The organism is Acinetobacter sp. AOR41_HL, from assembly GCF_027854645.1.
In the GTDB taxonomy this organism is placed as follows: domain Bacteria; phylum Pseudomonadota; class Gammaproteobacteria; order Pseudomonadales; family Moraxellaceae; genus Acinetobacter; species Acinetobacter nosocomialis.
In genome coordinates this window covers 68041-83892 of record NZ_JAKTHZ010000037.1, presented here as the reverse complement: position 1 = coordinate 83892, position 15852 = coordinate 68041, and the positions used below count along the sequence as shown (strand labels likewise).

Here is a 15852-nt window from a genome sequence, read left to right as displayed (position 1 = left end):
GAGAATTAGAAGAATCAAGGAGAATGATTCAATGCAACAAGAACGGTTAAGCTACGCCTCGGGACCAAGTACACAACCCTTATTGGGTATGACCATTGGTGAACAATTTGATCAGGCCTGTCGGCAATATGCTGAAAAGGAAGCGATTGTCAGTTTTCATCAAAACAGACGATTAACCTATAAAGCTTTACAAGATGAAGTAAACGCTTTTGCGTGTAGCCTATTAAAATTGGGATTAAAAAAAGGAGATCGATTAGCGATTTGGTCACCTAACTGTGTGGAATGGACGGTAACCCAATTTGCGGCTTTTAAAGCAGGGATTATCTTAGTTAACCTGAATACAGCTTATAAAAGTCATGAACTTGAATATGTGTTGAATAAAGTCTCGTGCAAAGGATTGATTATTGCTTCTCAATTCAAAACAACTGATTACCAAGAATTACTCACAAAAATTGCCCCTGAATTAACTAATAGCCCAGATAAAGTGCTCAGTTCAGAGCGTCTGCCGCATTTAAAATTTGTCATTAAAATTGATGACCAACAACATACGGGTATTTATCGTTTTAGTGATTTAGTCACCACACCAACTTCTGAACAGCTAGAACAATTAAAACAATTAGCCAGACAGCTCCAGTTTGATGAAACCATTAATATTCAATTTACCTCAGGTACAACAGGTAACCCGAAAGGGACCATGTTAACCCACCATAATATTTTAAATAACGGTTATTTTGTCGGTGAAGGCATCCGTTTAACTGCTCAAGATAAAGTCTGTATTTCTGTGCCATTGTTCCATTGTTTTGGCATGGTGATGGGGAATTTAGCGTGTGTAACGCATGGGGCAACCATGGTCTATCCATCGGCTGTATTTAATCCTTTGGAAACTTTAAAAGCGATTCATCAAGAACGTTGTACGGCAGCTTATGGCGTACCAACCATGTTTATTGCCACTTTAGAGCATGAACAGTTTAATGAGTTTGATCTGTCGAGCTTAAGAACAGGCATTATGGCAGGCAGTCCTTGTCCACGTGAAATTATGCAACGTGTCATAGACCGAATGCATATGTCGGAAATTACCATTTGTTATGGCATGACCGAAACCTCGCCAGTGAGTGTACAAAGCTCGGTAAACGATTCAATCGATAAACGGGTAAGCACAGTTGGGCATGTTCATCCGCATGTTGAAATTAAAATTGTCGATTTAGAAGGACAAATTGTTCCGCAAGGCACATTGGGTGAGTTATGCGTTCGTGGTTATTCAGTGATGGCCGGTTATTGGGGTGAAGAAGAAAAGACCCGTGAAGTGATAGATGCTGCTGGTTGGATGCATACGGGTGATATTGCCGAGATGGATCAAGACGGTTTTATTAAAATTAAAGGCCGCATTAAAGATGTCGTGATTCGCGGAGGAGAAAACCTTTTTCCAAAAGAGATTGAAGACTTTTTATATACCCATCCAGATGTAAGCGATGTACAGGTGATTGGCTTGCCAGATGCGAAGTATGGTGAAGAACTTTGTGCATGTATTATTTTGCATGAGCATCACCAAGTCGATGAAGACAGCATTCGCCAATTTTGCAAAGAGCATATTTCTCATAACAAAGTGCCGCGCTATGTCCGATTCTTTAATGAGTTTCCAATGACTGCTTCTGGCAAAGCGCAAAAGTTTAAATTGCAGGAAATTATGCGAGCTGAACTTAATTTAACGGGCAATGTCTTTGACTAAATAAGTTAAAAGCTCGTTCAAAGTGCAGAAAATGATAAACCGAGAAGCAGTTTTAAAAGGGATAAAACAAAATGGCAAAAGACTTTAATAGCCCTAAAGTAGTTGAAGGATATGATGCGCATATTCGTAAATTAATTCCGGGTTATGAAGTCATCCATCTACAGGTGGATGCCATTTTACAGTCGGTGTTGCCACCAGATGCTCATGTCTTAATTGTGGGCTGTGGTACGGGTTATGAACTCGAATATTTACTTAAAAGACATCCAAACTGGAAATTTACAGCAGTCGATCCATCTTTAACCATGCTGCAAAAAGCTCAGGAGCAGGTGGAGATTTTAGGTAAATCTACCCAAGTCACTTTTGTACATGGTGATACTTCAGCACTGCCTTTGGAACCATGTTTCGATGCTGGATTGTCTATTCTTGTGGCGCATTTTATTGCAGATGACATAAAACCAACCTTCTTTAAGGATATTTATGATCGCTTAAAAGAAAAGGCGCCTTTACTTACTTATGACCTCATGACTTGTGTAAATCCACAGCAGCTTCAAGCATTGCGTTATTTGTGTTTGGCTCAAGGGTTAACAGAAGAGCAATGTCAAAAAATGTTGGAGCGTATGGCGGAGGACTTTTTTAGTTTAACGACTGAAGGATATATAAAACTTTTGGAAAAGACGGGCTTTGGAAGTGTACAGCCTTATACGCAAATTTTGACTTATCAGGGGTTTATTGCAAAAAAATAATACTATTGGGGAATATAAATAAGGGGTTAAAACTGAATATTCTCAATGTGGAAGAGAATATAAAAAAATGAAAAATTAAAAAGTTGCTTTTGCTGCGTTAGGGAGGATACGGCTAAAAAATATGAGGGAAGGTCTTTCTTGTGAAAGAAAGGCAAATTTTTAAGGATCTATTTTAGATAGGTACATAACAAAAAGGATGTCGAGACTTTTAAAACTACTTAAAGGTCTAAAGGAAAATTTCATGATGAAAGTTTTAAATACAACGGTTCAAAAAAACTTGTTGGCAGTTTCTGTGACTCTACTTATGTCTTCTGCTTTTGCTGGTCAAGTAAACCCTGAAATAGAACAACTTCGCCAAGAAGTAAACGAATTACGGGCAATGCTACAGGCAGATATACAAACTCAAAAATCTTTAAGCCCAGAAAAAGTAGAACAAGTTGCTCCTGTGGCTACTCAAGCTCCACAATCTATACAACAAGTATTAACTAAATCGGGTACAGAATTTAACTTATATGGTTATATACGAGCAGATGCTTCTTATCAAATTAAGGGGGCATCTACGATGTATAACAATATTAGTGGGGTTCCACTTGAACATACGCCAGAAGAATCTGCCCAGAAGGACCAATTGCACAGTACGGTTTATGTGACCCGTTTTGGATTGAATTTTAAAACACCAACAACTGCTGGCGATGTGGGTGGAAAGTTAGAAATGGACTTTTTTGGGGCGGCTACTCGTGATCAGTTCCGTATACGTCATGCTTATTTAACTTTTGATAAATGGTTGATTGGTCAAACATGGTCGACATTCATTGCCCCTGAATATTACCCAGAAACAATCGATGCAGGAACATTTGTAGGCAGTGCTTTACTTAGATCGCCAATGGTTCGCTATAGCGATAATTTAACGGCAAATACAAGTTTTGCAGTTTCAGTTGAAGACCCGAAATATACTTCTGCAACAGATCCAGATAATAAAATGCGTTTACCCGCTTTAGTCGGGCGTTTAAATCATAAATTTGCTAATGGTTCGATGCTTTCGGGGCGTAGTTTTGTCGCTGAAAAAAGAACTAATAATGATAGTGAGTGGGCTTGGGGCGTAGGCCTAGGCGGTAAATATCAGATTACCCCCGATACTTTACTTAAAGCCGATTATTACCATGTCAAAGGCGATGGACGTTTCTTGTTATGGAGCAACAGTGGCTATGCAATAGATGAGCAGAACAACATGCATAGCAATGAATTTGATACGGTGTCTTTGGGGGTAACTCATCAATTCACGCCAAAAATTCGCTCGACTTTAGCTTATGGCTATATGAAAGCTAAAGACGATAACCGTTTTGCCGAATTACAGCATAATAGTACGACTCAAAACAAACAGCTTTGGCAGGGCTGGGCAAATACGATGTATAACCCATACAAGCCAATTACCTTAGGTGTTGAATATGTATATGGCGAACGAGAAACTTTCGATGGTCGAAACGGGGTGGATAACCGCTTCAACATGATAGCAAGTTATGATTTCTAAATAGCTATTCCCATCAGATGAAAGGCTCACCTGATGGGGCAATCATTAATTTTTAGTAATTTGATCTAAATCTACCAATTCCGCCATGTGTTGATTACCACGATCATTAGGATGTAAATGATCTCCAGAATCATAAATTGGATTTAATCGATTGGGATGTTTTGGATCTTTTAAGCCTTCATCAAGATCAAGTACACCATCAAATGTATGGCTGGTTCTTATCCAGTGGTTAATGCGCTGACGTAATTGATCTTTGTTGGGTTGATAGTAATTATCTAAAGGGGTATTGGGTAAAGCACCAGAAAACGGAAGTAAGGTTGCACCAATTACCTGAATACCTTGCTTGTGAGCTTCATTTACAACACGTTGATAACCTTTAGTTAAGGCTTCAAAAGAAGGTATTTGCTGTTTAGGAGCAAACGCTGTGCCGGGCCATGAAATATCATTTATACCAATTAAAACGATTAAAGTTTTAACATCTGTATATTGAAATATTTCATTGTTTAAACGTTTTAAAACACTATCGCCCATACCATCGGTAAGCAATCGATTTCCTGAAATTCCGCTATTAATTACCGCTACTTGATGTGGCGATAAACGCTTAGCCAAAAAATCGGTCCATCTCGTATTCGCATCTAAGGTTGCAGTCGCTCCATCGGTAATTGAGTCTCCAATAACAGCAACCACCTGAGCTTTCTGTTTGGGTTTTACCTCGATTGCAGACAGTAATAATCGTGCTGTTGTAGTTTTTGCATTCGTAGGCGCATTTAAATTTGTTGTCTGATTTCCACTAATGAGCCAACTGGTTTGTTTGGCATCCCAATGAAATGTTTTAAACGTTGTAGGCTTTTGAATAAAGCTATTCACCACCAATTGAGCATGATCGGGAACAGCTAACTTGATTGGATCACTCACCAGTTGTTTGCCAGGTAAAATTTTTGCTTTAAGTTGACCAGAAAAATAAACGGAATAGGTACTCTTAGATTTTGGAGTTACTGCGTTCGCTAAACCAATCGTTGTTTGATCAATATAAAGCGGTTGCTCGCCATATTGATTGGTAAAAACAAGCCGAACAGCTTCACCACCTAAACTAATTTGGCTTACCTGCCTAATTGTTTGGTTGGATATTTGCTCTGGAATGAGTGTCGGAAAAACGAAATCTTTATTCCAGACTTTTTGGGGGCTGGCAGCCCAAGTGGTAATCCAATGGTTCTTTGGTACTTCTGCTTGTGCAACGCTCGTAAATAAAACCAGAGAAAATAGGGTAGCTTGAGAAAGTTTCATCTCGTGAACTCTTTAAAACGAATTAAAGTTATCTTGAAATAAATTGATGCCTTGTTATAGCGAGCTAAGCGGAATAAGATTTGTGAATACAATTCATAAATAAATTTTGTTATGTCTTATTTTGATATTAATCGATCTGGTGAGTTGGCAATTTTTATACGTGTAGTCGAGCTTGGAAGTTTTTCAGCCGTAGCACGAGCATGTGATATGACGCCGTCTGCGGTCAGTAAGTTAATTTCCCGTTTAGAAAAAAGACTTGGTGTCAGGTTATTGAACCGTTCAACACGTCAGTTTCAGCTTACCAGTGAAGGGTGTCAGTTTTATGAGCAAGGCCTTCAAATACTCAATAATTTAGATGAACTTGAACAATCTGTTACTGCTCACCATAAACCGCAAGGGCGAATTAGAATCCATACCAGCTTTTCATATTGGACTCACTTTTTATTGCCTTGCATTAGTTTGTTTAATCAACGCTATCCTGAAATTGAATTAGAAGCTCATTTGAGTGATGAAGTAATTAACTTAGTTGAACAAAGAATTGATGTTGCGATTCGAACAGGACCTTTGAAAAGCTCCAATTTGGTAGCTCGCTCACTCGGGAGTACACATAAATATTATGTATGTTCACCTACATATATTGAAAAGTATGGTTGTCCCCAACATCCGGATGAGCTACATGCACATCGGCTTTTAGATGTAAGTTATCAACGCCAGAACAAAACCTGGTTATTCAAAAAAGCAACTCAGGAAATTAACTTAACGCCATCTAAAGTTTTAAAAGTAAATCAGGGTGAAGCAATTTTACAGTTAGCACTGGCAGGCGTTGGTATTGCTCAGCTGAATGAATTTCAAATTCAAAAAGCAATACAGCAAAAGCAACTCATCAAGATTCTTGAAGACTGGAATATTCATGCTTGTGAAGAATTCCATGCTGTCTGGATTGGTCATGATAAATATATTCCAAATCGTGTTCGCGCATTTTTAGATTTTTTGGTAGAGCATGCTCCTATACAGTAACTCATTGTTTCCTTGCACTAAATTGGCACTGTTGCATAGTTTTATTCATTGTTTCTACAAAATTCATTTTAGTATCAATATTCTGCAAGCTCACTTTTGGTAAGCTTTCTACAAATTGTGGTGAATAGTGCTGCTCTAACGAGCTATAGATACAATTACACTGTGAAAGGTCATGTCCCGCCCCAACACAACGTGTATTAAATTCATTTTTACTCATGGGTCTGCAGCCCATCAGATTTAAAACACTGAGTGTAACAAGGCTCACCAAAACAAAACGATAGAGAAAAAACATTGTTGTTACTCTGCATGGGTTGTTGTTATCGTTAAGTGATGTTGATAGAAGTTCTAATCTTTATGTGGTATTTGAATACTTAAAACTTTTAACCCTAACTTATATAAAAAGGGTAGAAAAAAGATTTAAGTAAACGATTTTTGAACTCTATAGAAAGTTTTTATTTTTGAGAAATGGGTACGATCTCTAAAAATGCTTGAACAAATAAAAAATGCCGAATGTAAGTAAAATCAATAAAAGTACGTAAAAAATATAGAATAATAGTCATGAGTGACTCCTTGATTAAAAGAAGTTATGCCCACTCATTGCTAATCATTATGGTGGCGAAACGAAAGAGGGTTAGCAGACTGATACCTAAGAAACCAGCACACCCGAAGGTGTCCCACTCTCGTTCCTCCATCAAAGGCACGAGGGGCATCACACCAAAAAACGTGTTTTTTAGTGCACTTAGGTAGACGGTCTGCTAAAACCGACTGACAAAATTGGTCAGCGCGAGCATCATAAGCTGAGCATTGGGGTGGGTCAATTGCAAAAATAAAAGATTGATTTATATAATTTGATATAAATATTTGCCTGTTTTTATTTAGAAAATAGAAAAATTAAAAAATATAATGTGTATATAACTGTTTTTTATTTCACCTTTGGAGTTGTTTTTTAATCTTATATATCAAATATTTATTAATTGTTTATTTGTATAGTATGTCAATGTCGTTAATTAGATGTATCGTTTGGCTAAACTATTTAATAATTCGATTTTTATAACCTAGACGATGTAGTATAAACACTGCATGCCAAAAAATAACCAAAATTTCAATTGCAAGAAATGTAATTTTATTAATCATATTTTTGGGTTTTTACAAAAGCTTGCATAATCTACAAAAGTTAAGAGAACCACTGCGGTAGGCCAACATAAGATAATGTTATTCATAAACCTACATTTTAATATTTATAAAGGTGATTTAAATGGTAAGAATATTTTGTGCAGTAAGTATGGTGCTGGCAATTGCTATGGGCATGAGTGCTTGCCAAGACCGTAATTCAAAAAATGATGGCATGCATGGAGCAAGTGATCCAGCGACCTCTCATGATATGAATAAAAACTCGTAATAAATTAGTTTTTACTAAAAAAGCCTACTTTATAAGTGGGCTTTTTTTATCGTTATTTTATCTAAAGAATATAACTTAACAAGTAATCAAATATTTTAAAATAAAATATAAATCAATAATTTATGTTGTTTAAATGACTGGGATTTTTAGTGTTACTGAATTGTTGTAAAATGAATATATCTTTTCAAAAAGTTAATAAAACAAACACAATAGCTTACTTATATTCATCCAAAATTCATTTTAGTAATAATGAACTATAAAGGTAAGGATATGCCCCAATATTTAAAAATAGCTGAGAAAACATATCAAAATGTTAAAGAAAAAAAAGGTTTTACAGATGATCCAATGGAAGATCTTAACAACTTGATGATCGAACTCAGACAGGAAATAAAGGGGACAAAGTTAAAGCTTTTATATAATTATATTGATTTTGCCGAAATACTTATTAAGCCCTTGCAAGAGTCAAAAATTAAATTGGATTTAAGTCTTATTCCTAAAAGTAAGAATACTCAAGAATTTGTACTCTGGCTTGCTGGTTTTATTGAGCGGATTACTACGGGTGGACAAGAGAAATTACCCCCAATTCGAGCTAAAATTACTTTACCCGCCTATGCCTACGAAGAAACTTACCCCTCGCAGAAAAAGCCTGTAAATAATGGGGAAGAAATAATTGAATATTTTAAAAAAAATCAAAGTTGATTTTGAGGAAAAGCCTGACCAGATTAACTGAGTCAGGCTTTATGTTTGATAGGACCTTTATGTTTAGTGATATTTAAGGTAGTACGTATGTTTGTATATTTTACAGATGGAACTTGCATTAATGATTCTGAAATTTATGGCGTAAAAGCTAAGCACGAGCAAAATAAATATGTAGTGGAGGTGACTATTAAGCCGACCCATGTACTCACTACAACCGTGAGCGTACAATTTAAGAAAGAGGTTTTTGATGATCCAAATTTAGCAAATCAGTACCTTAATCATAATTTTGATATGCCACCATATTTTTAAAACAATAAAAAAGCCTATTTCCCAGGGCCAATAGGAAATAAGCTTATAGCTTTGGACCAGTTGAGAATGTTACATATCATCCCATGCATCTTTAATCGCTTGTTTAGCGTGTTCCCATTTAAGGCGGGACTCGGCTTTTAGCTCTTCCCATTTTTGCTTTAAGCTACCTTCCATATCTTCAAACTGAGTTCCTTCTTTAGATTCAGAACGAGCCCGATGACCAAGTTCATAAGCTGCAGAAAAATCACGATCATAATCTAGATCTGGTGTAGTTAATTGCGCTTCTTGATAATAAGGACGAGTAAGATAGCTTTCACGCCAGCGAGAGTCAGAATAGTTATGATCGCCAGCTACCAGTTGAGCATGATCTGTATTTTGATCTGTCATCAGAATTCCCTCATATTTTATTGAATTTTATGTTTATATTTTGATTTAGGAAGGTGCTTTCACCTTCCTAAATGATTGACCGCATCAAAGAACAACTAAAAACGATTAGCGTTGTTGGTTGTTATTTGAGTTTTGTTGGCCAGAATCTTTTTGGTTAGATCCTTGTTGTTGGCCGCGGTTATCATTTTGCTGTTGCTGCTGATTATTTTGTTGCTGTTGATCGTTTTGCTGTTGGTTACCGTGTTGCTGTTGATTACGGTTGTCATTTTGCTGTTGTTGTTGCTGCTGATTATTACGTTGATTTGCTTGATTATTAGTAGTGCTCATTTTTTAATACCTCATATCAATTATGACGATGTGTTTTATCTGAGAGCTTCAGATAGGTTTATTAAAACATGTAGATTTTAAATGTGTAGGGTAGGGGTGTTACCCTATATTTAACTGTAAATTTAAAATTTGAATAAATTGCTGATTTTTAATATAAGTAATTTTTTAGAATAAACATTATTAATATGAATGTTTAATAAATTACATTTCAGTACACAACATTTAAAAAAGATAATAAATATGTCTAAATGTATATTTGTTATCTTTTATATAGGTTAAGGTGTTTTTTTATCTAATATAATAAATTTTATATCTTGAGTAATGTAGTAAGTCAACTTTCTAAGCTTTAAAAAAGCTGGTCCTTTTAATACACGCCTAAAATTATAAAAATTATTTTGATAATATATTGAATAAAAGAACGTTCCTACTGGTTTTTCTTGTGTTTCGGAACCCCCTTTTTTGAGTAGACCCGTACATGCAACATATAGGTCGGCGTGTAAAAGTTCTTTACCTTTATTAATCATTTCAACAGTTACTTGCATTGATTCTGCTGTATATTTTTCAATAAGTTCTTCTGAAATATGTAGGGTATTTTCTTTGACACGAAGATCATAACTCACAAGGCTTCCAATCAATATATCCCCCGAATAAGGGCTCAAAGAAAAGCGGTAAGCCAGATAGCCGGCAGAAGCACTTTCAAAAAAAGCAATTTTAATTTTTTCCTTAGCTAATAATTTACAACATGAATTAAACATTTTAATTCTCCCTTAAATTGTTTTTAAAATGTTATAAAAATATATAACTATTTGCTTTGTTATTTTTTTAATGTTTATAATTTTGATGGTGAAACTAATGTAAGTTTAGATTAAGTTTTGCAAATTTTATATAAAAACAGCAGCTTAAATAATTCTAAAAGTTTAAATGTAATTTTGCGTTAGTAACTATGTTATTGAAATATTTTAATTTTTATGTTTGATCTTAGTTTTTAATAACGCAAAATAACAAAGTTAAAACTTGATTATAGTTAGGGTGACGTATGGTAATTGATATCTCACAAACGGAGAATGAAAATGCCTGTTGTAGTGAAAAAAAGATTATTAGACTTATTACAAGATAATCAACAAAATTATTATGAATTGTTTGTTTTTTTTCTTGACCCTGATGTTTCAAGTTTTGAAAAAGAGAAAAAGGCAAGAGATTTTCTTATTAAAGAAATAGATAAACTAGAGATGACGGAAATAGATTTTCCTTCAAGTATCGATTCGATTAAAGAATGGTGTGAAAACGATAATAAAAAAAATTGTCAGGAATTTCAGGCATATTTAAATCGTAGACAAGATGGTCATGGTAGAGAGTATTTTCAGAATGTTGCTCAGGCGTTTGAGTTTTTAATAAAGGTATCTCCGACCAAAAAAGTAGATGGTGCTTGGCTATATAGCTCTGTACATTACTGGAATGATCCTGTCTTTCATGAACTTATTATTACTTATCTGGAAGAGCTTGGATTAGGTGAACCGAAAGCGAATCATGTGTGTATCTATGATGATCTTTTACGTAGTCTTGGACTCGACAGTTTCGACCTGCTTTTAGAAGATGATTATTACCATCAAGCCGTAGTACAGCTTGCACTAGGGTATGCACCGCCTGAGTTTATTCCAGAAATTGTTGGTTTTAATTTAGGTTATGAGCAGCTTCCTCTGCATCTTTTAATTTCAAATTATGAGCTTGCTGAATTAGGTATCGATTCTAAATACTTTAATTTACACATTACTATCGACAATATTGACAATGGCCATGCTTATAAAGCAATTAAGGTTATTGAAGATATTTACAATAAATATAGGGATAAAGAGCTCTTCTTTATCAAGTTAAAACAAGGTTTTGCCTTGAATAACCGTGGTGAATCTTCTTCAAATATTATAAAGAATTTAAGTCTTGAAGACTTTGTTCATAAAATTTTGAAAAGAAAAGCACTTGTCGGTCAGTTAATTCATAACGAAACCAGACAGTTTGGCTGCAAAACTATTAATCAATGGTTATCAAACCCCGATGATATTGCAGGATTGATCAATCATTTAACTGAACAGAAATGGATTAAGTTTAATACCGACCCTGAACAGAGCGTGTTCTGGCGGATGATTAATGAAGAAAATGGAAAAATGTTTGGGGTATTTAACCCTGTAGAGCGTCAAATTATTCATGACTGGATCGCTGGTAGTGATCATTCTTCTAACTTCTTGGCGTACAGCAGAGAACTAAAGAATAGCCAGCGTATTCAAGATTATTTGTTTAGCTATATCTCTGATGGTGAGCTTGATGCACTGCAAGAGCGCGTGCTGCAATCAAGCGATCTTGCAATAAAAATATGCAAACTTACTCCGTTTCTAGCCCCTGATTCTCATCATAAAAGTATTGGTCTTTGGAGTACTCGTAAATACGTAGAACTTCTTTTTCCTTATTTAGGGACGTTTAAAAACTAGTTTGATAAACGTTTTCAACTTCAACCCAAGTTTAACTTTCAAAACATAGGTAATGGACATGAACGACAAAACTAAATTAACTAATAAAACAAGTGAAATGGCTGGCGCCGATGCAGCAAATAAAGCCAATACTACCCAGAAAACTGAACAGTTAGACACAGTAAGAGATGATGCAACTAACGAGGCATTAACCACAAATCAAGGTGTTAAAATAGCTGATAACCAAAATAGCTTAAGAGCGGGTATTCGTGGTTCGACCTTGTTGGAAGATTTTATCTTAAGAGAAAAAATCACCCACTTTGACCATGAGCGTATACCTGAGCGTATTGTGCATGCTCGTGGTGTAGGGGCGCATGGTTATTTTCAGGCTTATGAAGGAAATGAACGTTTGACCAAAGCTGGGTTCTTAACAGACCCAACCATTCAAACTCCAATTTTTGTACGCTTTTCAACAGTGCAAGGGCCGCGTGGTTCAGCCGACACTGTCCGTGATATTCGCGGTTTTGCAATTAAGTTTTATACCCAAGAAGGTAATTTCGACTTAGTTGGTAATAACGCCCCAGTGTTTTTTGTCCAAGACGGTATTAAGTTTCCGGACTTTGTCCATGCAGTAAAACCAGAACCAGATACCGAAATCCCGACTGGTGCAACTGCACACGATACTTTCTGGGATTTTGTGTCTTTAGTACCTGAATCTGCACATGCGGTAATTTGGGCAATGTCAGACCGTGCGATTCCACGTAATTTACGTTCGATCCAAGGGTTTGGTGTGCATACCTTCCGTCTAATTAATGCCGAAGGTAAATCACACTTTGTGAAATTTCACTGGACACCAAAACAAGGTTTAAGTGCGCTGGTATGGGACGAAGCTCAAAAACTTGCTGGTAAAGACCCAGATTTCCACCGTCGTGATCTTTATGAAGCGATTGAGCAAGGTTTTTATCCAGAATGGGAACTGGGCGTGCAGATTGTCGAAGAAGAAGATGAAATGAACTTTGACTTCGATTTGCTTGATCCAACAAAAATTATTCCTGAAGAATTAGTCCCTGTTACGCCAATTGGTCGATTTGTTTTAAACAGAAATGTAGATAACTTCTTTGCTGAAACAGAGCAGGTGGCTTTCTGTCCGGGTCATGTAGTGCCTGGTATTGATTTTACAGATGACCCACTTTTACAAGCGCGTCTATTTTCATATACAGATACCCAGTTAAGCCGTTTAGGTGGACCAAACTTCCACCAAATTCCGATTAACAAACCTGTGTGTCCATTCCATAACAATCAACGTGATGGCATTCATCAACATACCATTCACAAAGGTCAAGCTTCATATCAACCAAACTCGATCGATGGAAATTGGCCAGTTGAGACACCGCCCGCAGCATCAAATGGTGGTTTTGAAAGTTATCCTGAAAAAATTAGTGGACATAAACTTCGTCAAAGAAGTGAGACATTCTCTGATTATTTCTCACAGCCTCGACTTTATTACAAAAGCCTTGCGCCGCATGAGCAAAAACATGTGGTCGATGCCTATACTTTTGAGTTAAGTAAAGTTCAAAGAAAACATATTCGTGAGCGCCAAGTTCAACAAATTTTGGCAAATATCGACCTCGATCTGGCACGTCAAGTCGGTGCGAATTTAGGTATTGAAGTGCCGGATTTAACCTTAGATTATAAGAAAACAGCAATTGAAAAATCTGCCAAGTTGTCTTTTTTAGCTTTCCCTCCTGAAGACATTCAAGGTAGAAAAGTCGCTGTGCTTATTCATAATCTTGTGAAGTTAGATACACTTGAAGCAATTAAAAATTGGGCAATTAAAGAAGGTGTAGTTGTTCATTTATTAGCGCCGAGCTTGGCTCCAGTAAAAGACCATAAAGACAATATTATTGTAGCTGATGGTATGCAAATGGCTGAACCTTCAATTGCTTATGATGCTGTAATTGTTCCAGATGGCGATAATTTAAATGCAGTGATGCAAGATGGTGTAGCGCGCCATTATGTACTAGAAGCTTATAAGCATTTAAAACCAATTGCATTTTTAGGCAATAAATCTGATTTGCTTGAACCACTCGGTTTAGTTGCAGATGAAGGAACTTTGGTTGAGGATGAGTTCCAGCATATTGCAGAAAAATTTAAAAATCTGATTAAAGCTCATCGTGTTTGGTCACGAGAACAAATAGCCGCACACGTACCGGCTTAAATAAAAAAGCCCTGAAAGTTGAAGCTTTCAGGGCTTTTTCTAAATGACGTTAGCGCTTAGCCATTAACAATTTGACCGCCATTTACATGAATTACCTGACCCGTAATATAACTTGCATCATCTGAGGCAAGAAAAAGGTAAGCAGGGGCGACTTCACTTGGCTGACCCATGCGACCCATTGGGGTATCTTTACCAAATTTCTCAACCGTTTCTGCATCGAAACTGCTTGGAATGAGAGGAGTCCAAATTGGCCCTGGTGCCACACCATTTACGCGAATACCTTTTTTCTGTTTCATTAAGTTGTTCGACAAGCTACGAGTAAAAGAGGTAATCGCACCTTTAGTACTCGCATAATCGATGAGCTCATCATGACCTTGATAACTGGTAATGCTGGTGGTGTTTATAATACTATCACCTTCTTCCATATAAGGAATCGCTTCTTTGGTTAAATAAAACATGGCAAAAATATTTGTTTTAAATGTTTTTTCTAATTGTTCATTACTGATACTTTCAATTTCTTTTTGCTGATATTGAACTCCAGCATTATTTACTAAAATATTAATTTTTCCAAAATGCTGTAAAACCTTATCAATATTTTGTTTTGCAAGGTCTGCATCGGAAATGTCACCTTTTAATAGAAGACAGTGCTGTCCTTCCTTTTCAACAAGTTGTTTTGTGATTTCAGCATCTTGATCCTCTTCAAGATACAGTACCGCAATATCGGCGCCTTCACGGGCAAACAATACGGCAACCGAACGGCCAATACCGCTATCGCCACCGCTAATGACGGCAACTTTGCCTTTTAGTTTCTCACTACCTTTATGAGATGCTTTAATGATTTCTGGTTCAGGATGCATCTTCTCCTGATCGCCTGGCTGATGAGGTTGAACTTGTGCTGGAACTGCTGATGGATACTCATTTGTTGTATTTTCCATGTCTAGACTACCTCTATTTAAATTTCAGTCCCTTTATAGTGATTAATCTGCACGTGAATATAAGTAAATAGTCTTTTTTAAAAAGTTGTCTTTGTTATTTTATATATAAGGATGTAAAAAAATATAACACCTAAATTTTTATTAAATAATATCCAATAATTTAACCTTGTTTTTATCAATCATACTTTCAATAATTGATCGATTACCTGTATCCTCTAACCAATTTTCTATAGGTATATAATCCGATAAATCTAAAATTTCTTTTATTACGGTTTCTGCTTCTACTATAGATTTTAATTCTGGTTTATTTTTAGCTACTAAATTATCAAATGGTTCTTTTATATCTTCTTTCTCAATGTTTTTTGATTTAATAATATGTAAATCTCTTTGGAAAGGATGGCTTGCATGAGGTGGATCTAATCTATAGCTCCATTCTTGGTTATAATCTTGCCAAATATTTTTAATTTGTATATTGCTAAGTAAAATTTCAGGTACAGAAATATGAATGTATTGTAGCGATGACTGAGTTTGAGGTAATTGCATGATTCATCTCTCATAAATATTATATTTTAATTTTAAATCTTGATTTTGCTCACTCAAGTAAATTTTTTCTGAAAAAGTAATTGATTATGTTATTGTTTTTAAATAATTTTAATTGTATTTTTTATTTGTTTCTTCAATTGTTAAGATGTTTTTGTTTATTATTGATTTGTACATTGTGAAAGTTTATGTTATTCACATTGATCTTTTAAAGGCATTTGTAAAAATATATTATTATGTAGGATTGAGTAATAATAAGTATGGCCAGTATTTAAAAAGTA

16 protein-coding genes are annotated in these 15852 nt (G+C 35.7%); 9 read left to right on the top strand and 7 right to left on the bottom strand.

Features of this window, described 5'->3' with window-relative positions:
* Window positions 1-31: 31 nt before the first annotated feature.
* From MKL35_RS14495 to MKL35_RS14485, 3 genes are all read left to right on the top strand, one after another.
* Window positions 32-1726, top strand: a complete 1695-nt coding sequence (locus tag MKL35_RS14495; protein WP_046880021.1) for an AMP-binding protein — start codon at window positions 32-34, stop codon at window positions 1724-1726.
* A 71-nt stretch (window positions 1727-1797) separates the two neighbouring features.
* The gene (locus MKL35_RS14490; RefSeq protein ID WP_032011836.1) at window positions 1798-2469 is read left to right on the top strand and encodes a class I SAM-dependent methyltransferase; all 672 of its coding nucleotides are present in this window, start codon (window positions 1798-1800) and stop codon (window positions 2467-2469) included.
* A gap of 244 nt (window positions 2470-2713) precedes the next feature.
* Window positions 2714-3997 carry a DcaP family trimeric outer membrane transporter gene (locus MKL35_RS14485; protein ID WP_081404487.1) on the top strand — a complete coding sequence of 428 codons (1284 nt, stop codon included), beginning with the start codon at window positions 2714-2716 and terminating at the stop codon, window positions 3995-3997.
* 45 nt (window positions 3998-4042) lie between these two features.
* Here the strand turns inward: MKL35_RS14485 and MKL35_RS14480 are convergent, their stop codons facing one another.
* The gene (locus MKL35_RS14480; RefSeq protein WP_032011839.1) at window positions 4043-5281 is read right to left on the bottom strand and encodes an SGNH/GDSL hydrolase family protein; all 1239 of its coding nucleotides are present in this window, start codon (window positions 5279-5281) and stop codon (window positions 4043-4045) included.
* A 111-nt stretch (window positions 5282-5392) separates the two neighbouring features.
* Here MKL35_RS14480 and MKL35_RS14475 point away from each other — a divergent pair, with 111 nt between their 5' ends.
* Window positions 5393-6298, top strand: coding sequence for a LysR family transcriptional regulator (locus MKL35_RS14475; protein WP_032011841.1), 906 nt, complete (start codon window positions 5393-5395; stop codon window positions 6296-6298).
* Between the two features lies 1 nt (window position 6299).
* On the opposite strand, the gene MKL35_RS14470 is transcribed toward MKL35_RS14475, so the two are convergent.
* Entirely contained in the window at window positions 6300-6590 is a 291-nt protein-coding gene (locus MKL35_RS14470; RefSeq protein WP_004709395.1) for a hypothetical protein, read from the bottom strand.
* A gap of 963 nt (window positions 6591-7553) precedes the next feature.
* Here MKL35_RS14470 and MKL35_RS14465 point away from each other — a divergent pair.
* From MKL35_RS14465 to MKL35_RS14455, 3 genes are all read left to right on the top strand, one after another.
* Entirely contained in the window at window positions 7554-7697 is a 144-nt protein-coding gene (locus MKL35_RS14465) for a hypothetical protein (protein ID WP_002048336.1), read from the top strand.
* A gap of 270 nt (window positions 7698-7967) precedes the next feature.
* The gene (locus MKL35_RS14460; RefSeq protein ID WP_119689473.1) at window positions 7968-8396 is read left to right on the top strand and encodes a hypothetical protein; all 429 of its coding nucleotides are present in this window, start codon (window positions 7968-7970) and stop codon (window positions 8394-8396) included.
* 87 nt (window positions 8397-8483) lie between these two features.
* Complete coding sequence (locus tag MKL35_RS14455) at window positions 8484-8705, top strand: hypothetical protein (protein WP_032011842.1); 222 nt, start codon at window positions 8484-8486, stop codon at window positions 8703-8705.
* Window positions 8706-8774: 69 nt separating this feature from the next.
* Here the strand turns inward: MKL35_RS14455 and surA1 are convergent, their stop codons facing one another.
* The 3 genes from surA1 to MKL35_RS14440 all read right to left on the bottom strand — a co-directional run bounded on the left by surA1 (window position 8775) and on the right by MKL35_RS14440 (window position 10174).
* Window positions 8775-9092: a surface antigen protein 1 gene (gene surA1, locus MKL35_RS14450; protein ID WP_002048358.1), complete on the bottom strand. Its 318-nt coding sequence runs from the start codon at window positions 9090-9092 to the stop codon at window positions 8775-8777.
* 105 nt (window positions 9093-9197) lie between these two features.
* Entirely contained in the window at window positions 9198-9419 is a 222-nt protein-coding gene (locus MKL35_RS14445) for a hypothetical protein (RefSeq protein ID WP_000108365.1), read from the bottom strand.
* 275 nt (window positions 9420-9694) lie between these two features.
* Window positions 9695-10174 carry a CinA family protein gene (locus MKL35_RS14440; RefSeq protein WP_032011843.1) on the bottom strand — a complete coding sequence of 160 codons (480 nt, stop codon included), beginning with the start codon at window positions 10172-10174 and terminating at the stop codon, window positions 9695-9697.
* A 315-nt stretch (window positions 10175-10489) separates the two neighbouring features.
* Between MKL35_RS14440 and MKL35_RS14435 the strand changes: the two genes are divergently transcribed.
* Both MKL35_RS14435 and katE read left to right on the top strand, forming a co-directional pair.
* Window positions 10490-11899 carry an iron-containing redox enzyme family protein gene (locus tag MKL35_RS14435; RefSeq protein WP_032011844.1) on the top strand — a complete coding sequence of 470 codons (1410 nt, stop codon included), beginning with the start codon at window positions 10490-10492 and terminating at the stop codon, window positions 11897-11899.
* A 52-nt stretch (window positions 11900-11951) separates the two neighbouring features.
* Window positions 11952-14096, top strand: coding sequence for a catalase HPII (gene katE / locus MKL35_RS14430; protein ID WP_081404483.1), 2145 nt, complete (start codon window positions 11952-11954; stop codon window positions 14094-14096).
* Window positions 14097-14152: 56 nt separating this feature from the next.
* Here the strand turns inward: katE and MKL35_RS14425 are convergent, their stop codons facing one another.
* Together MKL35_RS14425 and MKL35_RS14420 are read right to left on the bottom strand one after the other, a co-directional pair.
* Window positions 14153-15031 carry an SDR family oxidoreductase gene (locus MKL35_RS14425; protein ID WP_004709384.1) on the bottom strand — a complete coding sequence of 293 codons (879 nt, stop codon included), beginning with the start codon at window positions 15029-15031 and terminating at the stop codon, window positions 14153-14155.
* A 141-nt stretch (window positions 15032-15172) separates the two neighbouring features.
* Window positions 15173-15574, bottom strand: a complete 402-nt coding sequence (locus MKL35_RS14420; protein ID WP_004887676.1) for a DUF6367 family protein — start codon at window positions 15572-15574, stop codon at window positions 15173-15175.
* Window positions 15575-15852 lie beyond the last annotated feature (278 nt).